This is a genomic window from Desulfatiglans anilini DSM 4660 (assembly GCF_000422285.1).
Lineage (GTDB): Bacteria > Desulfobacterota > DSM-4660 > Desulfatiglandales > Desulfatiglandaceae > Desulfatiglans > Desulfatiglans anilini.
Map to the genome: position 1 here is coordinate 237,608 of NZ_AULM01000003.1, position 25,851 is coordinate 263,458.

The 25,851-nt window shown below is 60.1% G+C and carries 25 protein-coding genes; 19 read left to right on the plus strand and 6 right to left on the minus strand.

Translation table 11 applies throughout. From position 1 onward, the window contains the following. Positions 1 to 48: 48 nt before the first annotated feature. The 11 genes from H567_RS0105070 to H567_RS0105120 all read left to right on the plus strand — a co-directional run bounded on the left by H567_RS0105070 (position 49) and on the right by H567_RS0105120 (position 12,411). Positions 49 to 1,557: a phage portal protein family protein gene (locus H567_RS0105070; protein WP_028320574.1), complete on the plus strand. Its 1,509-nt coding sequence runs from the start codon at positions 49 to 51 to the stop codon at positions 1,555 to 1,557. Then, the gene (locus H567_RS0105075; protein WP_028320575.1) at positions 1,557 to 6,146 is read left to right on the plus strand and encodes a minor capsid protein; all 4,590 of its coding nucleotides are present in this window, start codon (positions 1,557 to 1,559) and stop codon (positions 6,144 to 6,146) included. The genes H567_RS0105070 and H567_RS0105075 overlap by 1 nt, the downstream gene beginning before the upstream one ends. Then, entirely contained in the window at positions 6,143 to 6,655 is a 513-nt protein-coding gene (locus H567_RS0105080) for a hypothetical protein (protein WP_028320576.1), read from the plus strand. Before H567_RS0105075 ends, H567_RS0105080 begins: the two co-directional genes overlap by 4 nt. Next, positions 6,652 to 7,005 (plus strand): hypothetical protein, encoded by a 354-nt coding sequence (locus H567_RS0105085; protein ID WP_028320577.1) that lies wholly within the window; start codon positions 6,652 to 6,654, stop codon positions 7,003 to 7,005. The genes H567_RS0105080 and H567_RS0105085 overlap by 4 nt, the downstream gene beginning before the upstream one ends. Positions 7,006 to 7,107: 102 nt before the next feature. After that, complete coding sequence (locus tag H567_RS0105090; RefSeq protein WP_028320578.1) at positions 7,108 to 9,504, plus strand: DNA adenine methylase; 2,397 nt, start codon at positions 7,108 to 7,110, stop codon at positions 9,502 to 9,504. A 12-nt stretch (positions 9,505 to 9,516) separates the two neighbouring features. Then, positions 9,517 to 9,879: a hypothetical protein gene (locus H567_RS0105095; RefSeq protein WP_027182227.1), complete on the plus strand. Its 363-nt coding sequence runs from the start codon at positions 9,517 to 9,519 to the stop codon at positions 9,877 to 9,879. 18 nt (positions 9,880 to 9,897) lie between these two features. Beyond that, positions 9,898 to 10,761: an HK97-fold major capsid protein gene (locus tag H567_RS0105100; protein WP_022992997.1), complete on the plus strand. Its 864-nt coding sequence runs from the start codon at positions 9,898 to 9,900 to the stop codon at positions 10,759 to 10,761. An 18-nt stretch (positions 10,762 to 10,779) separates the two neighbouring features. Further along, entirely contained in the window at positions 10,780 to 11,139 is a 360-nt protein-coding gene (locus tag H567_RS0105105) for a hypothetical protein (RefSeq protein WP_011366970.1), read from the plus strand. Then, positions 11,126 to 11,590: a hypothetical protein gene (locus H567_RS0105110; RefSeq protein WP_028320579.1), complete on the plus strand. Its 465-nt coding sequence runs from the start codon at positions 11,126 to 11,128 to the stop codon at positions 11,588 to 11,590. The genes H567_RS0105105 and H567_RS0105110 overlap by 14 nt, the downstream gene beginning before the upstream one ends. After that, positions 11,577 to 11,936 (plus strand): hypothetical protein, encoded by a 360-nt coding sequence (locus tag H567_RS0105115; protein WP_028320580.1) that lies wholly within the window; start codon positions 11,577 to 11,579, stop codon positions 11,934 to 11,936. Before H567_RS0105110 ends, H567_RS0105115 begins: the two co-directional genes overlap by 14 nt. After that, positions 11,926 to 12,411, plus strand: coding sequence for a phage virion morphogenesis protein (locus H567_RS0105120; protein ID WP_028320581.1), 486 nt, complete (start codon positions 11,926 to 11,928; stop codon positions 12,409 to 12,411). Before H567_RS0105115 ends, H567_RS0105120 begins: the two co-directional genes overlap by 11 nt. On the opposite strand, the gene H567_RS0105125 is transcribed toward H567_RS0105120, so the two are convergent. From H567_RS0105125 to H567_RS0105150, 6 genes are read right to left on the minus strand one after another with little or no spacing between them, the layout of a single operon-like run. Beyond that, complete coding sequence (locus H567_RS0105125; RefSeq protein WP_028320582.1) at positions 12,381 to 13,898, minus strand: efflux transporter outer membrane subunit; 1,518 nt, start codon at positions 13,896 to 13,898, stop codon at positions 12,381 to 12,383. The two genes, H567_RS0105120 and H567_RS0105125, sit on opposite strands and share 31 nt — an antisense overlap. Next, positions 13,888 to 14,349, minus strand: a complete 462-nt coding sequence (locus H567_RS0105130) for a cytochrome c (RefSeq protein WP_028320583.1) — start codon at positions 14,347 to 14,349, stop codon at positions 13,888 to 13,890. Before H567_RS0105130 ends, H567_RS0105125 begins: the two co-directional genes overlap by 11 nt. Before the next feature lie 24 nt (positions 14,350 to 14,373). Continuing rightward, positions 14,374 to 15,084 (minus strand): ABC transporter ATP-binding protein, encoded by a 711-nt coding sequence (locus tag H567_RS0105135; protein ID WP_005997848.1) that lies wholly within the window; start codon positions 15,082 to 15,084, stop codon positions 14,374 to 14,376. Position 15,085: 1 nt separating this feature from the next. After that, complete coding sequence (locus tag H567_RS0105140) at positions 15,086 to 16,291, minus strand: ABC transporter permease (RefSeq protein ID WP_013258619.1); 1,206 nt, start codon at positions 16,289 to 16,291, stop codon at positions 15,086 to 15,088. Further along, positions 16,288 to 17,439, minus strand: coding sequence for an efflux RND transporter periplasmic adaptor subunit (locus H567_RS0105145; protein WP_028320584.1), 1,152 nt, complete (start codon positions 17,437 to 17,439; stop codon positions 16,288 to 16,290). Before H567_RS0105145 ends, H567_RS0105140 begins: the two co-directional genes overlap by 4 nt. Next, a complete protein-coding gene (locus H567_RS0105150) occupies positions 17,436 to 18,044 on the minus strand; it encodes a TetR/AcrR family transcriptional regulator (RefSeq protein ID WP_028320585.1) in 609 nt (202 codons plus the stop codon). The genes H567_RS0105145 and H567_RS0105150 overlap by 4 nt, the downstream gene beginning before the upstream one ends. 185 nt (positions 18,045 to 18,229) lie before the next feature. Between H567_RS0105150 and H567_RS0105155 the strand changes: the two genes are divergently transcribed. The 8 genes from H567_RS0105155 to H567_RS0105185 all read left to right on the plus strand — a co-directional run bounded on the left by H567_RS0105155 (position 18,230) and on the right by H567_RS0105185 (position 25,849). Further along, positions 18,230 to 18,778, plus strand: a complete 549-nt coding sequence (locus H567_RS0105155) for a hypothetical protein (RefSeq protein WP_028320586.1) — start codon at positions 18,230 to 18,232, stop codon at positions 18,776 to 18,778. 12 nt (positions 18,779 to 18,790) lie between these two features. Continuing rightward, positions 18,791 to 19,048: a hypothetical protein gene (locus H567_RS0105160; protein WP_028320587.1), complete on the plus strand. Its 258-nt coding sequence runs from the start codon at positions 18,791 to 18,793 to the stop codon at positions 19,046 to 19,048. Positions 19,049 to 19,050: 2 nt separating this feature from the next. Further along, positions 19,051 to 20,580 carry a phage tail sheath C-terminal domain-containing protein gene (locus tag H567_RS0105165; RefSeq protein WP_028320588.1) on the plus strand — a complete coding sequence of 510 codons (1,530 nt, stop codon included), beginning with the start codon at positions 19,051 to 19,053 and terminating at the stop codon, positions 20,578 to 20,580. Positions 20,581 to 20,610: 30 nt separating this feature from the next. Then, positions 20,611 to 21,057, plus strand: a complete 447-nt coding sequence (locus H567_RS0105170; RefSeq protein WP_225940361.1) for a phage tail protein — start codon at positions 20,611 to 20,613, stop codon at positions 21,055 to 21,057. A 15-nt stretch (positions 21,058 to 21,072) separates the two neighbouring features. Then, entirely contained in the window at positions 21,073 to 21,750 is a 678-nt protein-coding gene (locus H567_RS0105175) for a T4 family baseplate hub assembly chaperone (protein WP_028320589.1), read from the plus strand. Positions 21,751 to 21,893: 143 nt separating this feature from the next. Next, positions 21,894 to 23,495, plus strand: a complete 1,602-nt coding sequence (locus tag H567_RS29260) for a phage tail tape measure protein (RefSeq protein WP_208598326.1) — start codon at positions 21,894 to 21,896, stop codon at positions 23,493 to 23,495. 24 nt (positions 23,496 to 23,519) lie between these two features. After that, positions 23,520 to 25,529, plus strand: coding sequence for a hypothetical protein (locus H567_RS29265; RefSeq protein WP_208598327.1), 2,010 nt, complete (start codon positions 23,520 to 23,522; stop codon positions 25,527 to 25,529). An 8-nt stretch (positions 25,530 to 25,537) separates the two neighbouring features. Beyond that, positions 25,538 to 25,849 carry a DUF7768 domain-containing protein gene (locus H567_RS0105185; RefSeq protein WP_028320590.1) on the plus strand — a complete coding sequence of 104 codons (312 nt, stop codon included), beginning with the start codon at positions 25,538 to 25,540 and terminating at the stop codon, positions 25,847 to 25,849. Positions 25,850 to 25,851 lie beyond the last annotated feature (2 nt).

Genomic DNA, 25,851 nt, shown 5'->3' on the forward strand with positions numbered 1-25,851 from the left:
ACGGGCCGGATGTGCGGCTGTCATGGCCGAAACTACCGAGAGGATCACGTGGAAAGCACCGCCAATCAGGACGAACAACCCGAAAGCCTGGACACCACCGGCTTTGTCATCGCGCCGCTGGCCGCAGCGGCCGCGCTCGACTCGGCCGCTTTCAGCAAGGTCAACGCCACCGAAGCGATTCCGGCCACCTGGGAAGAACGCGCCCGCAAGGCCTGGGAATACTACGTCGAGGAGCCGCTGGTGAAGAACTGCGTCAACTCCTGGCGCACCTTCGCTGTGGGCGACGAGATCAAGATCACCAGCGACGACGAGACCCTCAAGGAGCAGGCTCTGGAGGCCGCCTGGCGGCTGAACGTCTCGCAGTTCATCAAGGACATGGTTCTTCAGCTCCTGGTGAAAGGTGACGCCATCGGATTCAAGCGCTTCACCAAGTCCGGCCAGGACATCGAGGAGCTGGTCTGCGTCAACCCGGTTTCGGTCAAGGTCAAATACGCCCAGGGAGAACTGATCGAGGCCCGGCAATTTCCCGAGGACACCCCCGGCGGCGGGGAATCCATCCCGCTGCCCGTCGAGCAGGTGGTCCACCTCAAATGGGATGCTCCGGCCTTTTCGCCCCGGGGCAACTCCCTCGTGCTTCCAGCCTTTCAAGCCATCGAACTGCTGCGCGACTACCGCCGGGCCGAACAGGCCATCGCCAAGCGCTGGGCCACGCCGTTCCGCCTGCTCAAGGTGGGTGGCGCGTTCGGCCAGAAGATGGTGATGCCGGACCAGCGGATGCTCGAACAGGTCCGCGACATGGTCAACAAGATGGACATGAAAAGCGGCCTGGTGGTCCCGTTCTACGTCAACGTCGAAACCCACGGCACCGACGGCCAGGTCCTCAACGTCGAGGACAAGGTCAAGGAGGTGAAGGAAGACATCGTGGTGGCCCTGGGTCTGTCACGCTCGCTGGTGACCGGCGACGGTCCGAACTTCGCCACCGCCTCGGTGAGCATGCAGAAGATGATGGTCATGATCCGCGAGATCAAACAGGCCGCTCGCAAGCTCCTCGACTGGGTGTTCGACGACTGGATGGAACTTAACGGCCACGGCGACAAGAGCATCCAGTTCATCTTCAACGACCTCGACCCCAGCGACGCGGTCGATTTCAAGAAGCTCCTCATCGAACTCTACGACCGCAAACTCATCAGTCGCTCCAGCCTCCAGCTCAAGATGGACCTGGACCCGGATATCGAGGCCGCCAACCGCGAGACCGAACGCAAACAGATCGACCTGATGGACGAGAAACAGGTGAAGCCGGTGGTGGATATGGTCGTCTCCGGCATCCTCAGCGTGCCTCGTGCTCGGAAGATGCTCGGGATTCCGGCCGAGGACGATGAACCCACGGCGGAGGCGGCATTAGTCTGGTCGGGCGACCTGGAGTCCACCGGCATTGCTGCCGTGTGCGACGAGTGCAGCCACTTCATTGCTGACACCAACCACTGCCGGGTCCACAACAGCGAGCGCACCTTCGACGCCCCGGCCTGTCGTTTCATCGACCGCCGGGAGCCCCGCTGATGCCGTCGGACCTCAAGCAGCGCATCCAAGCGGCCACACTGAAGAGTCTGACGGCCCGCAACCGCTACAACGACCAGGTCACGGCCCAGCTCACCCAGGCGCTCAAACAGGCCGAAGACGAGGTCGCCCGCGCCATCCTCCAGTACCGCTCCCTCGGCTCCCTGCCGGACAACAAGCTCGCCGCCCTCAAAGGGCTGGAAAAGCTCCAGCTCGAACTCGACGACACCATGAAACGGCTCAAGCGGGAGCAGACCCTGGTCTTTCGCAAGACAACCAAGGACTCCTTCAAGCTCGGCATCCAGCAGGGAATCGGCGAACTCGCCGACGCGGCGCTGCCGTTCTACGCCGACCTCAAACCCGAAGGCATCGACAAGCTGGCCACTAAGGTGTTCACCATCGTCGACACCAATGCCCTCGACTTCATGGCGCAGTACAACCTCACACTCGCCGGTGACGTTCACCGCGAACTCGCAGACGGCATCAAGCGCACCATCCTGAACGGCGTCGCCACGGGCAAGGGAGCCGACGACATCGTCCGGGATATGGGCAAGGTGATCATCGACAAGGACTCCTTTCGCCAGGCCGGAAGCCGGGTGTTCAGCAAGGCTCAGTACCGCATGGAGATGATCGCCCGCACCGAGGTCCTCCGCGCCCACAACATGGGCAGGCTCAAATTCCACGAGCGGGTCGGCATCCAGAAACTGGAATGGCTGGCCATGGAGGATGAGCGCATGTGCCCGGTCTGCGGCGGCCTGGACGGCAAGACCTTTCCCATCGACAAGTTCCCCCAGCAACCCGCGCATCCGCACTGCCGCTGTACCAACATCGTGGCCTGGCCGATGACCGTCTGCGGTAGCGAGATGGCAACCAAGGCCGCCGCCCAGGCATCGCAGGGGGACGCCTGCATTCTACCGCCCCATGTGCTGGAAGGCATGGCCGACGCCCAGGCCAAGGAGAACGCCAAGCTCAAGAGCGCCTTTGAAACCGGCGACATCGCCGACCTCGGTTCGCTGACGGTCAAACAGCTCCAGACCCTGGCGAAACAGAACGGCGTGGCCATTGCCCGGACCAAGGCCGATTTCATCAAGCTGCTCGATCTGGCCGAACCGGGGATCGATCACGGTGACCTGGCCGGAGCGGCGCTCAGCGCCAAGCTCAAGGAACACAAGATCGGTCTGCTGCGGACCAAGGAAGAACTGGTCGAGCTGCTGGGACTGAAGCAGGCGGAACTCAAACAGGCCAAGCTGCTCGCCGCCCAGATGGCGAAGATCCCGCCCGCCGAGGGGCTGGAAGGCATGACCGCCCAGCAGCTCAAGGAGATGGCGAAGGAGAACGGCATCTCCCTCAACATGACCAAACAGGAGACCATCGAGCTACTGGACAAGCTGGAACCCGGCGTGGACCACAGCGGCCTGATGGGCAAGGAACTCGCGGCGGCCAAACAGAAGCACGGCATTGGCATCCTCAAGAACAAGCAGCAGCTCGTCGAGGCGCTGCAGAAGAAGGCCGGTGCCGACATGGCCGAGTCGGTCAAGAAAAAGGCGGTCGACGAGGCCAAGCAGAAGCTGATCCTGAAACAGAAAACGGCCCTCGAAGACGCCGCCAAGGCCGTCGTCGTTCCCGACACACCGACCGGCTACAAGGATTTTCTCGACGCGATTGCCAAGGCGGAACAGGCGGTTTCCGGCGGCACCGATCTGCCCCAGGAACTGCTTGTGGCCCACAGCAAGGAAATCGCCCTCAAAAAACAGCTCTTCCAAGATCAGGTCGGCAAACTGAAATCGGCGGAGCTCAAGACGCTCGCCAAGGAGACCAAGGTCCAGTATTGGCAGTGGGCCAACAAAGACGAGCTAACCACGCTCTTCACCGAGACCGATCCCGCGAAAATCAAAGCGGTTCAGGCCAGCATCGACACCAAGCACGCAGCCTGGGCCGAAAAACATGGCGGCAAGAAGAAAACCGCACCGGCCAAGCCCGCCACGCCGAAGAAAGAGCCACCGAAACCGGCTCCACAACCGAGCCCGGTCAAGCCACCCGAGCCCAAGATCGGCAAGAAAGGCGCGGAGTTCGCCACCGTCGATACCGCGTGGAAGCAGAAGGGTCTGCCTTCGAAGTTCAAAAAAACCGGCAAGGCCGCTGTCGGCGGCGCGCACGAAAAGGAGTTCTGGACCGATGAAAACGGTGACAAATGGCTGTTCAAGCCCATTGGCCGCAAGGACGATGAGTTCATCGCCTTCGGAGAGGAAGCCGCCTACAAGATCGGTCGTCTGATCGACCCCCATTCCATCGAGGTGCGCACCATCCAATTGAACGGCCGCACCGGCTCCATCCAGAAATGGCGCACCGATCTGCGGGACGACTTCGATTTTCGCAACATCCTGCCCCAGGATCTGACCACCATCGAACTGGAGCAGATCCAGCGCGAGCATGTGGTCGACTGGCTGATCGCCAATCACGACGGACATTCCAAGCAGTTCATCCGTGCCCGGGACGGTCGCGTCTACGGCATCGACAAAGGCCAGGCATTCAAGTTTCTGGGCCAGGACAAGCTCTCGCTCGATTATCACCCCAACGGCGTCTGCGGCGAGGAAGAGCCGTTTTACAACAAGGTCTTCCGGGCGGCCAAGGAAGGGAAGGTGCGGGTCGATCCGAACGCGACCCTTCGCTACATCCAGGAGGTCGAAAAGATCGCCGACGAGGATTACCTCGATCTGTTGCGACCCTACGCCGAGGGACGGTTCGCCAAGGACCCGGCCAGGCTGCGGCATTTCTACGATCAGGCCCTGGAGCGGAAACACAATCTCCGGCGGGACTTCGAGGGTTATTACGCCGATGTGCTGGGGGATCGGGGCTTCCGTTTTGACAAGCTGAGTACCGCCACCGGCAAGAAAAAGCTGCTCTCCTCAACAGAGGAAGCCCTGGTCGAGGAGGCCCGCAAGCTCGGCTGGCAGGGCAAGACGCTGCCCTTCGACAGCGGCGACGTGGAAGACCAGAACGCGCTGATCTTCACCGAGAGCTTCAAGGGGAAGAAGCGCACCGTGGTCAAGATGAAGATCCGGCCGGACACCGACCGCCGCATCGACGAGGTGCTGCGCAGGTATGTGCAGACGGCGGCCGGGGAAAAGGGACAACCGCTGGTCGAAGACAGCTTCTTTCCGACGATTCTGGACGCCGTCAAAAACGTCAACTTCCACGTGGGCGACGGCAAGTACAACCGGACCAAGATCGACAAGGCCCTGCGCCTGCGCAAGAAACTGGAGACCCTGCAAAAGAGCGCCGACCCCAAGGTCAAGGAGATGGCGGACCACTATCTGAAATGGGTCAAGGAGATCGAAGAGTCCGTCGACTGGGACCGGGCCACCAACGGCGTTTTCGAGCAGTATCTGCCCAAGCTCGACGCGCAGAAACCCAAGGAAAAACCGCCGTTCAAGGTGGAACGTGGCAAGGTGACCCACACCAAGCGCAGGATCGGTTCCGGCACCATCACTGTAGAGGCCGACGACATCGACAATCGGGCGCTGTTCAATCACAACTCCCGCATGCAGGACGGACACCAGTACACCGTCACCTTCGAGGACGGCACCCGGGTCCGCTATCGCCCCTGGTCGGACACCAACCTCTATGCCCAGCGCGGCGAGCTGGAAATGATCCTGGATGGCGACGCCACTCCCGGACGGGTCGAGGCGATGCTGGAAAAGCTCGAACAGCTTGGGATCGACACCCGGGTGGCCACGGCGGAAAACGCGGAGCAGATGTACCTCGAAAAGCTTGCCTACATCCGCAAGACCGACAAGAGCGCCGATTACAAACGGCTGCAGAAATCCCTCGATGACCGCAACGCCACCACCACCGAGCGGGTCCAGGCCCTGCGCGGCTATTGGCAAAAGGAACTGGGTGTCCAGGACATCACCCAGCTTTCCGGATACAACCCGCTGGGCGAATACCAGGCGGGCTTTCTGGACCGCGACGCCAAGGGCGGATACCGGCACCAGTTCCGGTTCGACATCACCGAGGAGGACCTGGAAAAACAGATGAAGGGCTATTCGCTGGTCCACGATCTGACCAACGGTGAGAGCATGTCCGGCTTCATCGACTTGATCATGGAGAACAACGGAGCCATGGTCAGCACGGTCGAGAAGATGCGCATGGGCGTGGCTCCGGGCGGAATGTCCCCGGTGGCCGACATGCAGACCGGCGGCGCGAGCTATTTCTTCACCCGAATCAAGAAGCAACCGGCCAGCGACGCCTCACCGGCCCTTTACTTCAAGAAACAGATGCTGCGGCGCATGGACGCCATCAGCTATGACCATGACGCCTACGGCAAGGTGATCGACGACTACGTGCAGCGCAACCGGGGAGCCAGCATCGATGATTGGAAGCGGTTCTCGCAGCGCCATGGCAACGAGACCATCTTCAAATACTCGGTGACGCTGCTGGACAACATCGAATTCATCGTCGCCAGAAGCGACAACGAACGCCGGGAGATCATCCAGAGTTTCACCCGGCGCGGCATCAAGAAACTGCCCGACGGGCGCAAGGTGGAGGACATCGTCCATACCCCGCAAAGATGGAGCAAACGCAAACAATGACCATGAAGGACTTTATCGAACAGGAAAAACGGCGGCTGCAGGAATCGCTGCACTGGTTCAACAGCCGGGGCAGCCGCATGACCGTCAGAGAATCCGGGGATCTCTTTCTGGATACCCTGGTGGACAGCTTCACCGTCACCCGGATCGCACCCCATTTCGACGCTGCTGGCAACCATCTGCGCACCGATTTCTGGCTGTTGTGGAAGGCGCTCGGTTACGACGAGGGCTTCCAGCACGCCCACACCATCAAGGTGGTGGATGTCCGGGTCGAAGACACCCTGACAGCCGAACATGACGGTAAGAAGGCCGAAGGGTGGCTGATTGTCGATCTGACCGACGACCTGGGCCGCATTCACCATGTCGAAATGATCGAGCCGGTCTCGGAGCCCGAACTCGCGGCGGACTGGCAACGCTGGATCTCCTACAGGAAGAAAAACGCCGAGAGATTCCGCCGGATCGACGACCAGCTTCTGGCAGAGCATCTCCGGATCGCGGAGGACTGGTCATGAAACTGCGCTATATGATCGACTCGATACTCGCCGACCGGCAAGCCACCGTCCCGGAATACGTGCCCGTGGGCGTCTGGGTTCAGGGGCCGGGACCCGGCCTGGATGTGGAGATGTATTACCTCGACCGGGGGCCGAACGGGCTTGCCGACCGCAAGGACGAAGCCGCCTGGGTCGTCAACCGTCTGGTCGAGGCCGGGGCCACCTCGCTTCCGGCAGATTTTCTCGAATACCACCGGCTGTCCCGATCCCCCTATGACGGGGTCTTTTCCGAGATCACCGAGACCGACGAATACCCCTCCATCGACGCCTGCGGCAAGGCCGTTCTGGCCCGGCTGAACCCCGACAGCTGAAATTCGCCTCACCTTCCGACACATCGCCGACGCTTCCGGTAAGTAACCGCTGAACGCTCCCCGCAGGTCGCGGAGAGCACAGCAAACTGACCGGAGACGTTGATGGAACTGTTCGCCACAGACCTGGAAAGGCTGGCGTTTCTACTGGAGGCCGATGCGGCGCTGACTCTCGATCCCGACACGCTCGGGTCCGAGGCCGCCGAACAGTCCGCTCCTGAAGAGCTCCCTCCCGAGAAACGCCCCAAGTACATCACCAACTACATCGGCAGTAAGCAGAAGCTCGTCGACTGGATCTGGAAGCATACTCCGGAAGGCGTTGGCACCGTGCTGGATGCCTTTTCGGGGTCTGCGGTCGTGGCCTACATGTACAAGACCAAGGGCCTCCAGGTCATCGCCAACGACCGGCTCCGCTACTGCCACCACGCCGCCAAGGCGATCATCGAGAACAACTCGGTTCGCCTGAGCGAGGACGAGATCGAAGCGCTTCTGGCCGACACCGCCAAAGCGGGCAGCTTCGTTCAGGACAACTTCAAGGGCATCTTCTTCGCCAAGGGTGTCCATGCACTGATCGACACTATCCGCGCCAACTGCGACAAGCTCTCCGGCTTCAAGAAAGACATCGCCCTGTTCGGCCTCGGCAAGACCTGCATGAGCGGCAAGGGTGGCTTCGGCCACTTCTCGTCGTCCACCGATTATGGCCGCCGCCAGGATACCCCCGACGAGTTCAAGGATCGTCTGCGCAAGAACCTGCAGCGCATCAACGCCCTGGTCTTCGACAACGACAAGGAGAACAAGGCGTACCGGCAGGACATCAACGACCTGCTGCCGAAAGCCAAGGCGGATCTGGCCTACTTCGATCCGCCCTACGCCACCGAGTTCTCGACCACCAACTACGAGCGGGCCTACCACTTCGTGGAGGGGCTCATGACCTATTGGGAAGGGCTCGAAATCAAGGCCGACACCAAGGTCAAGTATTACGAGACCGACCACAAGACCGTCACCAAGGCCAACGCCAGCGAGTTCTTCCAGACCTTTCTCGGCAACGCCAAGCACATTCCGCACTGGCTGATCTCCTACCGCGATCACGCCTATCCCAACGAGCAGGAGATGAAGCGGATCATCGGCTCCTTCGGCAAACAGAGCCGGATGAAGTCCAAGGATCACCACTACGCCATCACCTCCAAGCACGGCGAGGCTTCCAACGCCAAGGAGCGTCTGTTCGTCTGCGCTCCCGGGGCCAAGGCCAGCGCCGAGCGGGAGGAGAAACCCGTTCCGATGGCCGCCGCCGCGAACTTCCACACAAGCATCCCCGTGGACATCCGACTGGGCGATGGTGAACGCCTCGCGACCGAGGCCATGGATGTCGGCTCGGCGGGCGACCCCCAGTTCAGTTTCGTGCTCTGCCGCACCGGCACCAACAAGAACGGCGACCACTTCACCGCCGAGGAGTTGTCCGGTCGGCACATGACGGCCGTGAACAAGAAGGTCGATCTGCAGCATTCGCAGGAGTTCAACGACATCGTGGGCGGCATCGTCGCCGCCGACTACCTGGAGGACGACAACGGCGGCCGCGTGGAATGCGTCGGCGAGCTGTACGTCCACGACACCCCGGCCGCCCGGCTGGCCTACAAACTGATGAAGCGCGGGATCATCTCCCAGGTCTCCATGGAGTGCGACTACCAGGAGGGCGAATGCTCGGTCTGCCACAAGCGCTTCCAGAACAAGGCCGACTACTGCACCCACCTGCGCAAATTCAAAGGCCGTGATTTCAACGGCCAACCCGTTTTCGAGATTCTGCACGGCGTCACTTTCACCGGACTGGGACTGCTCGACCGCAAAGGCGCGGACGAGAACGCCAGGATTCTGCAGGTGGCGTCCCTTCAGAGCCAGCCCGACCAATCCCAACCCGAAGGAGATTCCACGATGGAAGACAAAACCAAACCCACCGATGACCAGGCCGTCGAAGCGGCCAAGAAGAAACCGGCCCAGCAGGAAGGCGATCCTGCCCGCGTTACCGACCTGGAAAAGGAAAACCGGCAGCTCAAGGCCCAGGTCGCCGAGCTGCAGAAACGCGTCCAGGAACTGGAAGCCGAACAAAAGGCGGCCGCCTGCCGCTCCCGGGCCAAGAAGCTGCTCACCCGGCTGGAGAAGCAGGGACTCTCCTTCGCGTCCGAGGAGGACCGGGAAGCCGAACTGAAACGCCTGGCCGAACTGTCCGACGAAGCCTTCGCCGCCACCGAGGCTGCTTACGAGCGCCTGCCCAAATCGGCAAAAGCGGACAAGGACAAGGAAGAGAAACCCGCCGACAGCGACCAGGGCGGCAAGCCCGCCGCCAAGGCATCGACGGAAACCCCGCTGCGCAGCGACGCCGGTGTCCGGCCCCACGATGTGGACGACCGCAAGGTGTCGCTCGAGGACCGTCTGCGCGACGGGTTCATGGCCGCTTACCGCAACCGTGTCGGCGAGGACTCTCCCGAACACTCGCAAATCAACGCATAAGGAGGAAACACCATGTCATTCATCAATCCGTGTCACCGCAGCCTCGCCTATGGCGACGGCCACATCCAGGGCGACGGCCAGCTCGGCCAGGTGGTCCGCGTGGTCGGCGACGACCTGTTCGCCGTCAACACCGATCCCACCAAACGCTCCTTCGGCATCCTGATCAAGGACTACGCCGGTGGCGAAATGCCCGGCATCTACTGCGACGGCGGCGTCTACGAGACCGACGCCTTCGAAGGGACCGTCGTCGCCGGAGACGACCTGAAAGTTTCGGCGAGCGGTCGCCTGACCAACGGTGTCGCGGCCGGAGAGCATGTGGTCGCCCACGCCATTTCCGTACAGAGCGGCGTTCTCAAATTTCGCCTGCTCGTCTAACCCAAGGAGCCAACGCACATGAAAACCAATCAGTTGAAGATCCACTCCCAGGAGTACATGGAAACCATGGCGCGGCTCATGAGCGAGGCTCTCGAGTCGCCCGAAGGCATGCGGGCGCTTGCCGCCGCCATCGCCGCGCCCATCGAACAGGAGATCAAGCGCAAGGAGATCTCCTCGCTGCTGCTCACCAAGCACACGTTGCCCAAGGGCGAACGTCCGGTCTACCAGAAGAAACCGACCGTCAAAGCCCACTGGATCAGCAAGGACGGCGACGCCCAGGAGCAGGAGGTGGGCAAGGACGAGGTCGAGTTCCCCACCAACCGCATCCACTCCAACCCGATGGTGGACGTTTCCGTCCTAAAAAACGGCAACATCGGCACGCTGATGGACATTCAGACCAGCGCCGCCGACGCCATCCGCAAGGAGATGGACCGCCGCACCATCTCGGTGCTCTCCTCGGCCATCCCGGCGGCCAACACCATCGAGGTCACCGGCGACCTGCTCACCGAGGATGCACTGAACGAGGCCATCTCGATCATCGAGGATCTGGAGCTGTCGGTGAAGTACATCGTCATGCGCGGCCGCCGTTTCAACGACATGCGCGGCTGGAACCTCGATCCCCAGACCAAGCTCGAGCTGCGCCAGAAAGGTGTCATCAAAAACTACGGCACCGGCGGCATTCTGCTGACCGCCTCCATGCCGCTGGACGAGATCATCATCGTCCCGGATGAAGAGGTCGGGAAGATGCCGGTGCGCGAAAACCTGAAGACGGAGTCCATCGACCAGAAGACCCGGTTCAAAACCGGCTGGCTGGTGTGGTCCGAGATCGGTCAGGGCATTACCCGCCCCGACATCATGGCCAAGGTCAAACTGGTTCCGTAATCCGGGAGGTGACGTGAGATGAATCGAATCAAGAACATCCGTCCCGGCGTTCTGGTGATCCCCGACGCCGGGCTGAAACTCAAGCCCGGCCAAGTAGTCGAGGTGGAACGCCTCACCAAGCAGATCCAGGCGGCGCTCAAGAACGGCCGCCTGGCCATGGCCGACAAACCGAAGCAGGAACCGCTCGCCCCTCCAGAGCCAGACCAGGACGCGGAACCGGTGGACCTGAGCAAGCTCTCCGCCACCGACGCGATTTCCAAGGTCAACGAGGAGGCCAATCCGGAGACCCTCAAGGGCTACATGGAAACCGAAAAACGCCGCACGGTGATCGACGCGCTCAAGAGCCGTCTGGAGGGCCTGCAAGGTGCTGCTGAGTGACCTGATCGCCGACCTGCGGCTCGACCTGTCCGATCCGGGCGCATCTCTCTTCGAGGACCAGACTCTGGAGAGATGCGTCCGGAAAGCCGTTTTCCGGGTCGGCCGTGACCTCGACCAATCGCTGACGATCACGGTCGGAGAGATCACCCCCGATCCCACCGGCGAGGTCCGCGAGCTCCTGGTGATCATGGCGCAGATCCACGCCTGCCAGGTCATGCGTTCGGCCACCGCCAACGCCTTCTCCTTTTCCAGCGGCGACAAGAGAGTGGACAAAACTGGACAGCCCGGCCACTGGGCCAAGCTCGAGGCCGATCTGCTCGCCGACTACCGGCAGCGGCTCACCGAGCTGCGTCCGGCCACCCAGCTCGATCAGGAAGCCTACATCCTGACCCCGAGCGGCCTTACGCCGGTCATCTACGAACAAGGGATCGATCTCGATGTTGTTGAATGACCGGGAACGCGCCGAAGCCGTGGCCGATGTCGCCCGGCTGATCCTCTCCTCGGGCCAGACCGCACGCATCCTGCGCGTGGTTCCCGGCGAGCGGCTCTACGGCACCGACGATGCCGAATACACGGAAATCTCCGTCATCCCCCTCGAACTGAACGAAACCCCGCCGGAGGAGCTGAGCGGCAAGATCGACGCGCTCGCCTGTGTCCTTCCGGATGCCGATGTCCGGGGTGAAGACCGCCTGGCCTCAGACAGGGAAACCTATCGCATACAGAGTGTGGAAGAAGAACACTTCTTCGGCACCGTCACTCACAAGAACCTGCAACTGGTGAAGCTCAATGGGCGTTAGGCGGACCGGTGACTGGGACAAGGCCCGCGCCAAGCTGACCACCGGCATGGGGCCGCGCCTGGCCACGGCCCTGCGTCAGGCCACGATCCGCAACGCCCTTTTTCTGGTGCGCGAGATCCAGCGGGGGATTCGCTCCCAGGCCCCGGGCGGACAGGCCTTCGTGAAACTCGCCGAGAGCACCATCGAGCGCAAAGGCTCAAGCAAGGCGCTCATCGACACCGGCTTTCTCGTCAACTCCATCACCCAAAAAATCATGGCCGACAAGGCGTTCGTCGGCCTGCTGCGCGGCACCGTCAACAAGGACGGGGAAGACATGGTGAACATCGGTGCCGTCATGGAGTACGGGGCCACCATCAAACATCCGAACGGCGCGACCATCATCATCCCCGCCAGACCCTTTCTGCATCCGGTGATGGATAAGTACCGCGAGCAGATCCTCCAGAACTATCGCGAGGCGATCCGCTCCGCGCTTTGAGCCTCCGACACATCGCCAGCGCTTCCGGTAATGCCATTTAATCCGCCGCCCATCGCCTGGTAAAACGCGGCAGTGTTGACCAGGCGTTTTGCCTGGCCTTCTGTCAGATCGAGTTCGGTTTGAAGCCGTTGCTGCTGTGCGATAAGCAGATCGTAATAGCTTACAGTTCCAAGCTTATACCGGCGCTGTGTCGACTCTAGGGACTTCCCTGAAGTGGAATCAGCGGCAGAAAGAGCCTCCAGCCTTTTTGAATCATTCTCCAATGCCCTCAGTACATCAGCTACGTTGCGAAGAGCTTCCAGAACAACGGACTGGTAGTTTGCCGCAGCCGCATCGAAAGCGGCGAGAGCTGCTCTCTTTTCAGCGGGCAAGCCTGGATTGAACAGGGGTTGTGTCAGCTGCCCCACCAGACTCCAAACAGCAGAACCACCGCCGAACAACGCACCGGTCGTCAGTGCCTGCGATCCAAGATCGGCACTAAGGTTGAGTTGGGGATATAGTTTCGATATTGCGACCCCGTATTCTGCATTAGAGGCGTGCAGCAACGCTTCAGCACCGAGAATATCCGGCCTTGCACGCACCAGTTCAGAGGGGATTAACAATGGCAACTCCGGCGGCAAGGTGAAATCCTCCAAGGTAAACGACGGCAACAAACTCTCTCCTGGAGCTTTACCCACAAGAACGGCCAAAAAATGTTCGTTTTGTTGAAGTTGATAACGTAACGGCGGCAGTTTGGCGCGCGTTTGCTCCAACTGTGTCTGCAGGGCTAACGCATCGTCCGGTTCTCCATGACCAAGACGAATGCGTTCCCGGGTTAGTTCGAGTTGGTTTTCCTGCGACTTCAAGATGTTTTCTATAATTTCAGTCTGCCTTTTCAGGCTTGCCTGAGTGATGGCCGTTGTGACGATATTTGCCACCAATGTCAAACGAGCACCTTCCAATTGAAACTGCTGATAATCGCTCCGGGCAGCCAGAGCTTCCAACGCCCTACGATTGCCCCCGGCCAGATCAAATGTATAGCGAACACCCACGCCAGCGTTGTAGAGACTGAATTCCCGTGCTTCTCCGGTTTGTCCTAATGTTCCAGGATTGAAGCGTTGGCGCTGGCCACCCAAGTTGCCCTCTAATTGTGGATAAAGCGTCGAACCAGCCCTCGCCGCGTAAAGTTCCTGAGCCTGACGCAAAGTAGCCTCTGCCGCCATCAGGGTTGGATTACGTTCCAGGGCCTCGCTGATGAGCATGTCTAGTTTGTCGGCACCCATCGCTCGCCACCAATGTTTTGTTAGTCGTTCTGCCTTAATAATGTTTTGTGGATCACCCAGCGTGGTGGGGGAGGAATTCAAACTTGTAGCCAGCGGGGTGGGAGTATAACCAATCACATCAGGGGGTGCCGGGCGCTGGAAGTCAGGCCCAACAGCACATCCTGTCAACGTCAGAAGACACATTCCTATCAGAGCATAATGAACAACCATATTATTATTTCCCATAAAAATGCTCCTTGAAGGTTTTTCTAAAACTCTGGTGACAAGCGAGACAACTTTTTTGGAGTGTTGCGAACTGTGCTATCACCCCTTTACCGTCTTTTCTCATGGCGATTTCTTCTAATTCCTTTGCGGCTTGATGTGTCTGCTTGTCAAAACTTTTGAAGTTGCTCACATTGGAACCTGCAAAACCTAAAATGCGCATCTTCTCTGCTATCGGCGGCTGTGGATGATTGGCAATCTGCGGCGCAGTTCCCGCCACCTGTTCCCAGTCCTCTCTGGAAATGGCATCAGTCACTATCTGCATGTTATTGCTCAATTCCTGCATGATATTTCTCAGCGAGAGCGCTTTGACTGCACTATCGTTCTCTTCGGCCCACGTTGCAGAACTGATTGCGGTTAAAATAGTCATGAGCACAACCAATGCGACTCGTTTAAGCCAGACGTCTTTTGTCATTTTGAATACCTTTCTGTATTGATCTCATTCGAAACCACGTCCTTCGCCTTCTTCTTCATAGGTTACCCCGTCACGGATGTGATATATGCGTTTGAAGGTGGGAATGATTTTTTCATCGTGGGTGACGACAATAATGGCGGTCTCGAATTTTTTGGCCATATCGTTCAAGATCCGGATTACGGCCAGGGCGCGCTCACTATCAAGCGGAGCGGTCGGTTCATCGGCCAGTATTACCGGGGGACGATTCACCAAGCCACGTGCAATAGCCACTCGTTGCTGTTCTCCACCAGAGAGTTGAGATGGCATGGCCTTGGCGCGATGCTCCACATCAAGCGCTTTAAACAATCCTATTGCCCGTTTACGCGCCTCGGCATTTGGCATTCCCGCCAGCATGGGCAGAAGGGCTACGTTGTCGGTGACATCGAGGAAAGGAATCAGATAAGGTGCTTGGAATACAAAGCCTATCCGGTCCCGCCGCAAGGCACGAAGATCTTTGACCTTCCAGCCATCATCATAAATGACGTCATCTCCGAGTATCATTTTTCCGGCGGTCGGCTCGATCACCGCTCCCAAACATTTAAGGAGCGTGGTTTTGCCAGATCCAGAAGGACCTATCAGTCCAACGACCTCGCCCGGCGCAACGTGCATGTCGACGGTCTTTAGGGCATCAACGGCGGTATCGCCACTTCCATAACGTTTTTTTAACCCCTGGATACGAATACCTTTAGCAGTCATGTCAGCCCCCTATGGCTTCGGCCGGATCGACTCTGAGCGCGGCACGAATGGCGATAATGCTCGACAGTACGCAGATCATAACCACGGCGATAAAACCCATAACGGAGTCGAGTGGTTGCAGCAGCACATATTTGGGAAAGATTGGCGCCATCAATAACGTTGCCGAAATCTTACCCACCACAAAGCCGATCAAACCTAAAGCGATGGACTGTTGCATGATCAAACCGACAATGGTGCGATTTTTAGTGCCGATCAGTTTCAAGACAGCAATCTCACGAATTTTCCCGAGTGTCAGGGTGTAGATGATGAAGGCCACAATGGCGGAGCTGACAATCGAAAGGATCACCAGAAACATGAAGATCTGTCTGGCGGAGGTAGCGATCAGCTTACCAACCAAAATCTCCTCCATCTGGCTGCGGGTATAGACGGTTAAGCGCTTCCAGCGGCGGATCGACTCAGCGACTTCTTCCGGGGCATGGCCCGGTTCAACCCGCACCAAAACCGCATTGACGTAGGGGTTGGTGCTTTGCGAGGCAATAACCGCATCGAGCAGGCCTGGCACTCCGGGTCTGTTGAAAGCAGGGTTCTCGGCCGTGCGTCGACGCTGCTCTCGGATGGCGTCATTATCCTTGAGAAACTGTGCTTCCTGGGCGTCTTTAAGAGGAATGAACACCATCGGGTCGCCATTGGAAGAGACCATCCTTCTGGTCAGGCCGACTATGGTGTAGTGATTGCGGCGGATCTGGATTCGGTCGCCAAGTTTAAATCCGGAAGCTATGTCGGCGACGGCCTCGTAATGACTCCGAGTAATCTGGCGACCCGCGACTAGATATGGCGGCCACCCGGGTGTCCCAGGTTCTCCAGGAGTGACGCCAGTAACCATGGCACGTACGTCACCATCTTGTTTTCCCACCTGCATGGTGAGATAAGTGATGTTTGCCGCCCGCTCCACCCCCGGCATGCCTCGAATCCCGCGCCAGATATCATCGTAGAGACTTGATGACTCAGCGTAGGGACCAAGAGTGTCCTTCTGTACCACCCAGAGATCAGCACCGCTATTGTCGAGCAACACTTTGGCATCATCCACCATGCCACGATAAATCCCTGCCATAGACAGTGTGATGCCGATGAGTAGCCCAAGACCCATACCGGTGAAGACGAACTTACCCCAGGAGTGCATGATGTCGCGTCCTGCCAAGCTGATCATTGCGTCACCCCCGGAATATGGTCAACGACGTGAATCCGGCTATGCTCATTCAGGGCGTTTTCGCTGTAGGCCACTACTTGGTCACCAACCTTGAGCCCTTCTCGTATTTGAACACGACCCTCCAAATCGGCAATCCCCAGTGAAACTGCTGTAAAGCGAAGATCGCCATTAGTGACCTGCCACACGCCCAGTCTGCTATCCTTATGATGGATAGCGGCATTTGGGACAACCGGTGTTGCCGCAAGTGTCGGTAAGGTAATAGTGATTTCGGCCAGTTCGCCGATAGGTGGCAGCGGATCAGGAATTTGATCGAAGACAACCTTGGCCAGTGTTTCTTCCGTTACCGCGTCTGCCAGGGGTTCGACTCTCAGTACACGTCCAGCCTGCAGCTCACCTGCCTGAGAACGTAATGTGATCTGGGCTGATAAGCCTGCGGCGAGACCTCGCGCACGAATTTGATCGAAGCGGACATTGACCCACAGTGTGCTCGGGTCGATCAGCTCTACGACAGCCTGACCTGCAACCACGGTGGTTCCCGGGTCGGCATCACGCGAAACGACCAAGCCGTCAACTGGCGCAACCAGAGACAAATTGCTGCGCTGCGCCTCTAATGCCTCTCGTTCTGCACGTACACGAGATAGTTCCTCTCGCGCCGCAGTCAGCCCTGCTTTCGCAACCAAGAGGTCTTGTTGTTTAGTGGCTACCACTTCCTCACTGGTGGACCGCGCTTTAAGTAACTGCTCGTAACGTAAAGCCTGTGTCTGCGCATAATCCTTACGCGCCTGCGCTTCGTTTAACTGAGCGTTTGCACGTTTCAGCGTGGCATCTTGAGCCCTGATACGTTCATCAAGGTCGACCGGGTCCATTTCGCCAAGCACTTGCCCGGCCTTGACACGCTCACCTACGTGTACGTCCAAGCGTTTGACTCGCCCCGCAAACGTTGGGCCAATTTTGTAGGTGTAACGAGCCTCAATGGTTCCGATGCCGAATAGTTTCGGTGAGATGCTCTTGTTCTCGACGGTGGCTAATACAACTGATACCGGAGCAAGCGGCCCCGAACGCAAGGCCACATAGACAAAAAGCACAAGCAGAGGAAAAAGCACAGCTATCAGCGCCAAGGTACGTTTTTGGAAGGGCAATTTTTTCATGATGCACTCCTGATGCCCTGTTGATAGATGGCAAAAACTTTCGGTGCATTGCGACGCATATGGCTGACATCTCCAGCTATCAACGATTGCATGACCAATCCTTGAATAGTGCCGATGAAGAGCGTGGCCGCAGCCTCGTTATCAAGTTTCCCATCAAGCTCACCGCAGGCCTTTCCTTGTTCAAACAAACGATTGAGGCGCTCCCCATAACGGCGGATGAGCGTTTGCGCCATCCGCTTGGGCGCGGTTTCCTCAGATCGTTGCAATTCACCAAACAACATACGGGGAATACCGGGGTGCTCTGTTATAAAGTCCACATGCGCCATAAACATGCTTTCGAGTGCGGCAAGAGGAGAGGGCTCTGCATGAACTGCTTTTTCAATGCGGGACATTAATCGTTCGGCCACCCATTCCATAACAGCTTGTAAGATGGCATCCTTGTTTGGGAAATGACGAAAAAGAGCGCCCTGGGTCAGTCCCATGCGTTTGGCTATGGCAGCCGTGGTAATCTCGCTCGGGTTCTGTTCACCAGCCAACTCGACCACCGCCTCTACCGTCACTGCCCGTCGTTCCTCAGCCGGAAGATGTTTGTTTGATGAGTTCATATAAGCCTCCATGAAAGTGAGTAATTGATTACTATCTTTATTCCTTGTACGGGATTTGTCAACCAGTTTTTTTGAAAAACTGTTGATGCTGAAGAAAGAGCCCCTCCGCAGTACCCTCCGCTCTGAGCCTCCGACACATCGCCAGCGCTTCCGGTAAGTAACCAGGCAGAAAACGGAGGCGTCCCTTGAGCACGATACAGACCGTCACAGAAACCCTGATCCGCTTGGCCAAGCAGGCCATCCATCCGGACACCGTGCTGGTGTTTCCGGATGACCTGTTCGAGGTCCAGCGCACCCCCAGTGTCATCCTCCAGGGGCCGAAGCTGGCGGAAGACCGCTTTCGCCGCAGCCAGAGCCGCCTGTTCGAGAAGAATGTCGCGGAGCTGAGTTTCGAGGAGTGCCGGTTTCCCCGGCTCTATCACCTCGATTTCGACCTGGTGGTGACCGTGGATCGGGAGGCCGAACTGCTCGGTTTTCACGAGTCGGTGTCGCGGTTCCTCCAGCTTCACCCGGAGATCGCCATCACCGACGAGGGCAGCCTGAACCTTACCGAACTGGTTCCTCTGGGCGGCCTGGCCCGGGTGAACCTCTCCAATCTTCGGCAGAGCTCCGGACGCATCCGCATCGAATCCTGCCCGGTGTACGACGGCGACCTGCGCGACGGTCGGCTGATCCGGGACCGGACCTTCCAGTTTCACGGCGACGTGACAGAGCAACGAACCATTCAACCGTAAAGGAGAACAACCGTGATCGAGATCAGAAACCTGCAGTTCCAACCCCTGACGTTCAACCTCTCCGGCCAGGGAACCCTCCACCTCGGGCCGCGAGAGCGCAAGAGCATCGCCCGCAAGGACCTCTCCGCCGAGATCAAGACCGCCGGGAAACGCGGCCTGGTGCGCATTACCGACCTGACCGGCGGCGCGGAACCGGAGCCGGAAAAGCCCACGACGACCGAGGACGCCGGAACCGATGAGGCCAAGACCACCAGCAAGCGGAGGAAATAACCATGCCGACCTATCTATCGCCCGGGATTTACACCCGGGAAACGGACTTCAGTTTCTATGTGAAGCAGATCTCGACCTCGTCGGCCGCCATGGTCGGGGTGGCCGAAAAAGGCCCGATCAACAAGCCCGTGCTGGTGACGAGCTGGGAGCAGTTCATCAACCGTTTCGGCTCCTACATCAACGAGAGCTATCTGGCCTACGCCGCCCGGGCGTTTTTCGACAACGGCGGCTCGGTCCTCTATGTCACCCGCATCGCCCATCTCACCGATCCCACCGACCGGGACACTCTGACGGCGCTCAAGTCTTCCATCGTGCTGCAGAACCGGGAGGCGACGCCCGCCGACGCCCTGCGGATCGAGGCCGTGAACGAAGGCGTCTGGGGCGACCGACTCTCAGTCTCCATCGAGGACGGCTCCCTTGACCCGGCCAACCATTTCAACCTGGTGGTCCGGCACAAAGGCGATGTGGTCGAGGTGTTCAAGGATCTGAGCATGGACGAGACGCTGCCGAACCATGTGGAGCTGGCGATCAACGACCGCTCGGATTTCATCCTGGTCCAGGATCTGGCCGCAGCAACGGGGACTCCCGGCGACCGTCCGGCATTGGGCGTGTTCACGCTCAGCGGCGGCGACAACGGGCTGACCGATCTGGCCGATGCCGATTTCATCGGCGATCCCTCGCAGCATACCGGCCTCTATGGCTTTGACGAGATCGACGCCCTGAACCTGCTGATGGTTCCCGGCGTCACCACGGTGCCGGTGATCAACGCCGGAATCGCCTATGCCGAGGGGCGCAAGGATCTGCTGTTCATCGCCGACACGCCCATGCATCTGGAGCCGCTCGAAGCGGTCGACTTCCGCAAGGGACAAGGGATGTACAGCCACGCGGCATTCAACTCCTCCTACGCGGCGCTCTACTACCCCTGGCTGGAGATCAGCGATCCGGTCAACTCGCGCAAGAAGCTGGTGCCGCCCTGCGGCGCGGTGGCGGGCTGCATCGCCCGCAGCGACCAGAAGACCAACGTCTGGAACGCGCCCGCCGGTATCGACCGTGGCCGCATCTTCAACACGCTCTCCCTAGCCTACAAGACCAGCCGTGGCGAGCGCGATGTGCTCTATCCGGAAGGGGTCAACGTCATCGCCGTGTTCCCCGACACCGGCATCAACATCTGGGGCCAGAAGACGCTGCAGAGCCAGCCCTCGGCCGTGGACCGTATCAACGTCCGCCGCCTGATGATGTTCATGGAGGAAGCTATCTCGGAATCCTCCCGCTTCGTGGTGTTCGAGCCGAACCATCCCCAGACCTGGCGTGCCCTCGGCCGCCTGATCAACCCCTTCCTGCAGGACATCAAGGACAAGGGCGGCCTCTACGACTTCGCTTTCCAGTGCGACGAGGAGACCAACACCCCGGCGGTCATCGACCGCAACGAAATGGTGGCCCGCGTGTTCGTCAAGCCGACCAAGACGGCGGAGTTCATCGAGCTGAACTTCATCCTGACCAGCACCGGCGCGGACTTCAAAGAAATCATCTAACGGGAGAACACGGCTATGAGAAGCGGAAACATGCCCAAGAGCCTTTACCAGAACTGGCAGTTCGCCATCGAGGTAAACGGCTTCGACGTGGCCCTGTTCCACAAGGGACAGGAGCCCAAAACCGAATTCGAGGAAGTGGCCTTTGCCCCGGCCGGGTCCATGTTCGACCAGAAGGTGGCGGGCCGGGTCAAGTTCGAGGACATCACCCTCGAGAAAGGCAACCTGCAGGACGGCTCCGACGAGGCGGCCCGCGAATGGATCAAGAAACAGGTGGACGTGAATGCCGTCACCGGAGGTCTTCCGGCCGACTACATGCGCGACATCGACGTTGTCCGCTACGACCGCACCGGCAACGAGACCCGTCGCTGGACTCTGCATGGGGCCTGGGTGAAGGCGCTCGAATACGACGAGCTCGAGGGCGGCAACACCGAGAACACCATCGAGAAACTCACCATCTGCTTCCAATACTGGACCTAAACCGGAGGATCGACCATGTACAGCTTTGAACTGCCAAGCGGCACTGAACTCGAGCTCCGGGAAATGACCGGGGCCGAGGAAGAACTGCTCACCAATCAGCGTCTGATCCGCTCCGGAGAGGCGATCAACCAGGTGCTCCGCAATTGTTTCGTCCGGCTGGGCGAGAAGACCGATCCCGATCTTTCCGAGGTGATGAATCTGCTCTCGGGTGACCGGCTGTTCGCCCTGGTCCGCCTACGCCAGATTTCCCTCGGCGACGAGGTGGAGCTGGAGCTGAGCTGCCCGAACAGCGCCTGCCGCATGACCAACTTCGTGACCGTCAATCTCGAGGATCTCAAGATCACCCCTTACGGCGAAGAGCGGGAGTTCGCCTTCAAACTGCCCGGCTCGAAGAAAACCGTCCGCTTCGGATATCTCGACGGCCATAAGGAGAAGCGCCTGGCCAGCCTGCGCGAGCCCAACATCAGCTCGGCCATGCTCATCCGCATCCTCGACATCGACGGCAAGGCTCCCACCAAGAAGAGCCTGGCGGAAATGTCGATGCGCGACCGCAACGCGCTGCGGCAGGAGATGTCGCGGGTCGACGCGGGAATCGACACCTCGGTCGAGACCGAATGCGATGGCTGCGGCACCAAGATCCGCACCCGCCTGGAGGCCGAACCGGCTTTTTTGTTCCCCGGAGTTCGCTTGTAAGCGACGCATTCTTTCTCGCTTACGGCGGACTACATTGGGGCTGGTCGGAAACCCGCTCGCTGCCGCTCAGGGTCAGGCGTCAGTTCGTCGAGGCCCTCGAGCGGCAACTTGATTTTGAACGTGAGCAAACGGAACGGCGATAGATGAACAGCGATCTCGGACTGGGCATAGTGGTATCGATGAAGGATGCGTTCTCGCAGAACGCGCAGCGCATCCGTGGCTCCATGATGGACCTCGATTCCACCGTGGCGGACGCCAGTGAGCGGATGACCCGCAACCTGGACCGCATCCAGCAAGGCACCATGATGCTGGGGGCGGGACTGGCCCTGATGGCAGTACCCGCCGCCCTGGTCGCCTCCACCGCTGCGACCCAGAAAGCCCTGGGAGAGCTAGCGTCCCTCGGCGTGCAGGACCTCCGGGCCATCGAGGACGCCGCAGAATCCTTCACCAACCAATGGTCCGGTGCCGACAAGGCCGCCTTCATCACCGCCACCTACGACGTGAAATCGGCCCTGTCCAACCTCAGCGACGAGGCCGTGGGCGTCTTCACCTCCATGGCCGCCATGACCGCCAAGGCGACCAAGGCCACCACCCAGGAAATGGTCGGCACCTTCACCACGGCCTACGGGATCTTCAAGCCCATCATGGCCGACATGAACGACATGGAATGGGCGACCGCCTTTTCCGGAGCCATGGCACAGACCGTGGCCTCGTTCAAAACCAACGGCACCCAGATGGCCGACGCCATCAAGAACATCGGCGCGGTAGCGGCCGCGAGCAACATTCCGCTGAACGAGCAGCTCGCCGTGCTCGGCCAGCTCCAGACCACCATGCCCGGGTCCGAGGCAGGCACGCTGTACAAGGCGTTCATCATGAAGGCAGCCGAGGCCGGTGACGAGCTTGGCCTGTCCTTCACCGACACCAGCGGCCGTCTCAAGGGCGTGGTTCCCATCCTGCAGGAGATCAAACGCCAGTTCCCCGATCTCTCCAACGCCGCCGCCCAGGTGAAGCTGAAGAAGGCCTTCGGTTCCGACGAGGCGGTCAAGTTCCTGCTGCAGATGTCGGCGGGCATGGAGAGCCTCGAAGGCAATATCCAGTCGGTGGGCCGAGCCATGAAAACCGGCACGGCGGTCACCGAACAGATGGCCGACGCCATGAACCAGGACATCGGAGCCCGATTCCTGCTCCTGCGCCAGCAGGTGGCCAACCTCAGCGAAATCCTGGGACGCACTCTGCTGCCGGTGGTCACGCCGGTGATCAACGGAGTCTCCCGCTTCATTCTGTTCCTGCAGCGCATGGCCAAATCGATGCCGGGCGTGACCCGGGTGGTCCTGGGGTTGTCCATGGCCCTCGGCACCATTCTGGTCGTGGCCGGAGCCGTCACCGCCGCCGTAGGCATGGTGGGACTCATGCTGCCCGCCATCAAGGCCGGGTTCGTGGCCATCAGCGCCGCGCTGGCCGGGGTGGGTTCGGCGGTCGCGACCTATTTTCTGCCTGTTACCGCGATCATCGCGGGCGTGATCCTCTCGGTGTATCTGCTCAAACGCGCCTGGGAAACCAACTTCGGCGGCATTCAGGAGATCATCACCGGGGCCTGGAACAAGGTCACGCTGGTCTTCCAGGGGATCAGAGAGCTGGTTGGATCGCTCAGCGGCGGCGTCGGGCAGATGTCGGCCGAACTGGCCCAGAAGCTCGAATCCGCCGGACTGCTGGGTTTCGTGGTCACCGTCTTCAAAGCCTATTAGCGCGTTCGCGAGGCGCTGGCCGGATTGTGGGGCGCTTTTTCTCATGCCTTTGTCCGCATCCGCGCCATCCTCGAACCGACCGTTCGCACCCTGATGAGCGCTTACGCGGCACTGGCCAGCGCGGTCTTTTCAGTGGTGGAGATCTTCGGCGTGGCCGCCAGCGCCACCGACGGGTCGTCCTGGCGCACCTTCGGCACGGTTATCGGCACCGTCGCCGGTGTGCTTCTGCAAGGTTTGGCATTCGCGCTGAAGATCGTGGCCTGGAACCTGTCGCTCATCGTCCGAGCCCTGGTGGTGGTGGTGCGCAGCGTGGTCTGGGTCGGCAAGGCCATCGTCGGGTCCCTGGTCGGAGCGGCCAAGTTCATCTACAAGTTCCTGTTGCCCGTGCGCATGATCGGCGAGGCCTTCGTGGCCGCCGGGAAGATCGTCTATTCCGTCTGGCAGGTGCTGACCGGCGACATCTCCCTGCTGGATGGGCTCAAGGCCATTGGCGGCGCGGTCTACGATTTTCTTGCCACCCCGTTCCGCTGGGCGCGGGATGTGGTGGTCGGCGTCTGGAATTTCATTTCCGGCATCTTCACCTCCATCGGTCGCCTGGTGGCCGACGCCGCCGGGCAGATCGGCCAGGCGATTTTGAATCTTCCGATCATCAGCACCCTGCGGGATCTGTTTGCCACCGTGCGCTCCTTCTTCGCCGGGGACACCACTTTCTTCGAGGCGGGCAAGAAGCTACTGATCACCCTGGGAGAAGGGATCTGGTCGGCGGTGACCTATCCATTCACCATGCTCAAGAACGCCCTCGGCAAGCTGCGCAATCTGCTGCCGTTCTCCGATGCCCGCGAGGGACCACTCGCCAGCCTGACCGCCTCCGGTTCCGCGCTGCTCAAGACCCTCGCCGACGGCATGAGCCTTACCCAGACACTGCCCGCGAAAGTGTTCGGTTTCGCCGCTCGCGGGATTCTCTCGGCCGCTGCGGGAGCGTGGCAGCAGGTCAAAACGGCGGGCGGAAACCTCATGGACGCCGCCTCGGCTCCCTTCCGGATGGCCGGGAAACTCTGGGATGGGTTGACCTCCGGCGCACAAACCGTCGCTGCCAAGGCCGGTGCCATCTTCGGCGGTCTCAAACAATCCCTGTTTGGCAACACGCCCGAACTGGCGATCAAGCCGCCCCAGGTCAATGCCTGGGACGCGCTGGCCACGGGAGCCGTCAATCTCCGCGACCGGATCGTTGCCACGCTGTCCGCCGTCCCCGGGGCTGTGGGCCGAATCTTTGCCAGTGCCGGTACCGAGGGGCAATCTCTCTGGCAGAGGCTTTCCAGCGGCGCAAGCGCGGGCATTCAGGCGATCAAGGATAGAAGCGCCGGGATCGCCAACGGTTTGCTCTCCTCCGCTCGCGCCATGCTGGGAGTCCAGACCCCGATTCCGCAGGTGGCCGAGCAGAAGCAACCGCTCAAGACCGCGCAGCCCGCCGAATCGATTGGGCAACGCATCATCGAAAGCGTGCTCAGTCTCGTGCCGCGTCTGGACGAGCGCCTGGTGCCCAAGGTCCTGAGCGCCATGCTGATGCTCCAGCCGGTCATGGCCACGGCCGCGCCGCATCCGCAACAGATGAACGGCACCGTGCAGACCGTCGCGGCAGCCGTTGAGCCGGTAAGTAAGAGCTATATCAAGCCGTTCGCGGTGGAACCGGCACCGGAAATCGGAAGTGCCTCTCTGGCTCCGGCCGGGATTGAACGGCCCAAGACGGCCGCGCCGACTCCGATAGCGAAGCCCCTGCAATCGGGACTGGCCGAGACGGTGCCTTCCGAACGGTTGATTACTCCGGCCCGCACCGCTCCCGCGACACCCCTGCGTGCAGAGGAAAGCGGTCCGGGGCTGCGCGAACTACTGGAATCGCTGCTCTCGCGCCTCGATGGCCTGGCCGACCGTCCGGTAGAACTGAGCGTGACCACCAACATCGATGGACGGAAGGTGGCCGAGGCGGTCTACAAGGACCTTCGCGAGCGGAAGATCAGAAACTACGAAACTCTTTGAGAGGACCGATGAAACGCATCTTTGTCTGCAGCCCGTTCGCGGGTGACATAGCCCGAAACGTCAAGGTAGCCGAGGCGCTTTGCCGACGGGTCATGAGAAACGGTCACGCGCCGTTCGCGCCGCACCTGTTGTATCCAACCTTTACCGATGACAGCGTTCCCGAGCAGCGGGAGACGGGCATCGCCTGCGGTCTGGCCTACATGGAATGTTGCGACGAGGTGTGGGCGTTCACCGGCAACGGTATTTCCAGCGGCATGCGGCGGGAACTCGACCGGGCCGGACAACTGGGCAAGCCGATCCTCGAGATCGCCGAGGTGTAAGC